This is a genomic window from Roseiarcus sp., from assembly GCF_052145395.1.
Taxonomy (GTDB): Bacteria; Pseudomonadota; Alphaproteobacteria; order Rhizobiales; family Beijerinckiaceae; genus Roseiarcus.
This window is the reverse complement of record NZ_JBKQOT010000369.1, coordinates 1-2,667: the sequence shown is the minus strand read 5'-3', so window position 1 is coordinate 2,667 and position 2,667 is coordinate 1. Positions and strand designations below refer to the sequence as shown.

At 66.1% G+C, this 2,667-nt stretch carries 3 protein-coding genes; all 3 read right to left on the bottom strand.

Translation table 11 applies throughout. From position 1 onward, the window contains the following. Positions 1-288: 288 nt before the first annotated feature. Positions 289-1,338, bottom strand: coding sequence for a 4-hydroxy-2-oxovalerate aldolase (gene dmpG, locus ACLP25_RS12345; RefSeq protein WP_442469489.1), 1,050 nt, complete (start codon positions 1,336-1,338; stop codon positions 289-291). Further along, on the bottom strand, positions 1,338-2,279 hold the full coding sequence (locus tag ACLP25_RS12340) for an acetaldehyde dehydrogenase (acetylating) (RefSeq protein WP_442469488.1): 942 nt from the start codon (positions 2,277-2,279) through the stop codon (positions 1,338-1,340). The genes dmpG and ACLP25_RS12340 overlap by 1 nt, the downstream gene beginning before the upstream one ends. Beyond that, a partial coding sequence (locus tag ACLP25_RS12335) for a 2-keto-4-pentenoate hydratase (RefSeq protein ID WP_442469487.1) occupies positions 2,280-2,667 on the bottom strand: 388 nt, incomplete at its 5' end.

Here is a 2,667-nt window from a genome sequence, read left to right as displayed (position 1 = left end):
TTTCGGAAATGGCGCGGCTCGTCGAGCTCGGTCGGCTCTCTCTTCCGATCGGAATCCGGGCGCCTCTACGCGACGCGCCTAAAGCCTTCGACCACGTGCGCCGTCACGCTCCAGGAAGAGCGCTGCTGATCCCTTGATCTCTTGACCATCGCCGCTTGCCGCTGCGAGTCCGGACGTTGATGCCCTCATTAGTCACCGGCGGCCAGGACTCGCTCTCGTCGTCGCCGTCAGAGCTCCAGCCGAGCTCGAAATAGAAAGCCGGATGGGCTCACCGCGCAGAACGAGACGTCAGCGCGCAGCTTCGGCGGCGCCATGTTCGCGTTGCTTGAGAATGTCGAGCGCGACGTCGACGATCATGTCCTCCTGCCCGCCCACCATGCGGCGGCGGCCGAGTTCGGTGAGAATGTCGCGCGTGTCCACGCCATAGAGCTTGGAGGCGTTCTCGGCGTGGCGCAGGAAGCTCGAATAGACGCCGGCGAAGCCGAGCGAGAGGCTCTCGCGGTCGACCCGAACGGGCCGGTCCTGCAAGGGCCGCACGAGATCGTCAGCCGCGTCCATCAGGCCATGCAGATCGCAGCCCGTCTCGATGCCCATCCGCTCGAGCACGGCGATCAGCGCCTCGATCGGCGCATTGCCCGCGCCCGCGCCCATGCCGGCGAGCGAGGCGTCGACGCGCACCGCGCCCGCCTCGATCCCCGCCACCGCATTGGCGACGCCCATCGTCAGATTGTGATGCGTGTGGACGCCGATCTCCGTCTCCGGTTTCAGTGCCTGACGAAACGCCTTCACCCGCTCGGCGTATTGCGCCGGCAGCAGCGCGCCCGCCGAATCCGTCACATAGACGCATTCGGCGCCGTAGCTCTCCATCAGCTTGGCCTGTTCAACCAGCTTCGCCGTCGGCGCCATATGCGCCATCATCAGGAAGCCGACCGTGTCCATGCCGAGCTTCAGCGCCGCCTCGATATGCTGCCTGGAGACATCCGCCTCCGTGCAATGCGTCGCGATGCGCACGCTGCGCGCGCCCCGGTCGTAGGCGCCCTTCAGATCGTGCACCGTGCCGATGCCGGGAATCAGCAGCACCGCGACGCGCGCATGTTTGCATTCCGCCGCGACCGCTTCGATCCACTCGCCGTCGTCGTGCGCGCCGAAGCCGTAATTGAACGTCGAGCCGGTGATGCCGTCGCCGTGGCAAATCTCGATCGCGTCGACCTTGGCGCGGTCGAGCGCACGCGCGATGTCCCGCACCGACTCCAGATGATACTGGTGCCGGATCGAATGCATGCCGTCGCGCAGCGTGACGTCCTGGACATACAGTTTGTTCGGATTCGCGCGCGCCATCACGCGGCCTCCTTCGCCAGCTGCCGGCCCGCCCAGCGGTCCGCCGTCGTGAACGCCGCCGAGGTCATGATGTCGAGATTGCCGGCATAGGCCGGCAGATAATGCGCCGCGCCCACGACCTCGAGGAACACCGTCGTCTTCAGGCCCGAACACGGGCCGACGCCGGGGATGCGCACCGGTAGATTGTCGCCGATATGCTCAAACTGCACCTTCTGCTTCAGCCGATAGCCCGGCACGTATTTCTGCACCGCCGCGACCATGTCGAGGATCGACTTCTCGATCTCTTCCTGATGGCCGCCCTGCGAGAGCGTGAACACCGTGTCGCGCATGATCAGCGGCGGCTCGGCCGGATTGAGGATGATGATCGCCTTGCCGCGCTCGGCGCCGCCGAGCTCGCAGATCGCCTTCGAGGTCGTCTCGGTGAACTCGTCAATATTGGCGCGCGTGCCGGGGCCGGCCGATTTCGAGGAGATCGAGGCGACGATCTCGCCCCAGATCACGCGGTTCGTCGCGCGGCGCACGGCGTGAACGATCGGGATCGTCGCCTGTCCGCCGCAGGTGACCATGTTGACGTTCGGCTCGTAGAGATTGGCGTCGCCGTTTATGACGGGGATGGTGAACGGTCCGATCGCCGCCGGCGTCAGGTCGATGACCTTCTTGCCGTTGCGCTGCAGAATCTCGTTGTTGCGGATATGCGCGCCCGCCGAGGTCGCGTCGAACACGACGCCGACGTCGGCGTAATTCGGCAGTCTGCGCAGCCCCTCGATGCCTTCATGCGTCGTCGGCACGCTGAGCCGCGCGGCGCGCGCGAGCCCGTCGGAGGCCGGATCGATGCCGACCATCGCGCCCATTTCCAGATGCTGCGACTTGCGTATGACCTTGATCATCAGGTCGGTCCCGATGTTGCCCGACCCGATGATCGCGCAGGGAATTCTCGCCATCTAAGCTTGCTCCTCCGCAAATGCCGCACGGACGGAGCCGAGGCCCGAGATGCGCGCCTCGTACACTTCGCCCCTTTTGACCGTCACCATCGGCCCGAGAGCGCCCGACATCACCGTGTCGCCCGCTTGCAGAGGCCGTCCGACTTTCGCCATGGTCTTTGCGAGCCAGAGCGTCGCCGACAGCGGGTCGCCGAGGCAGGCGGCGCCCGCTCCGACCGAGACTTCCTCGCCGCCCATCTCCATCACCATGCCGCAGAGACGCAGTTCCAGGCCGTCGAGCTTCTTCGGGCTGGCGCCGAGCACATAGAGGCCGGAGGACGCGTTGTCGGCAATCGTGTCGAGGATGCCGATCTTCCAGTCCGCGATGCGCGAGTCGACGATCTCGATC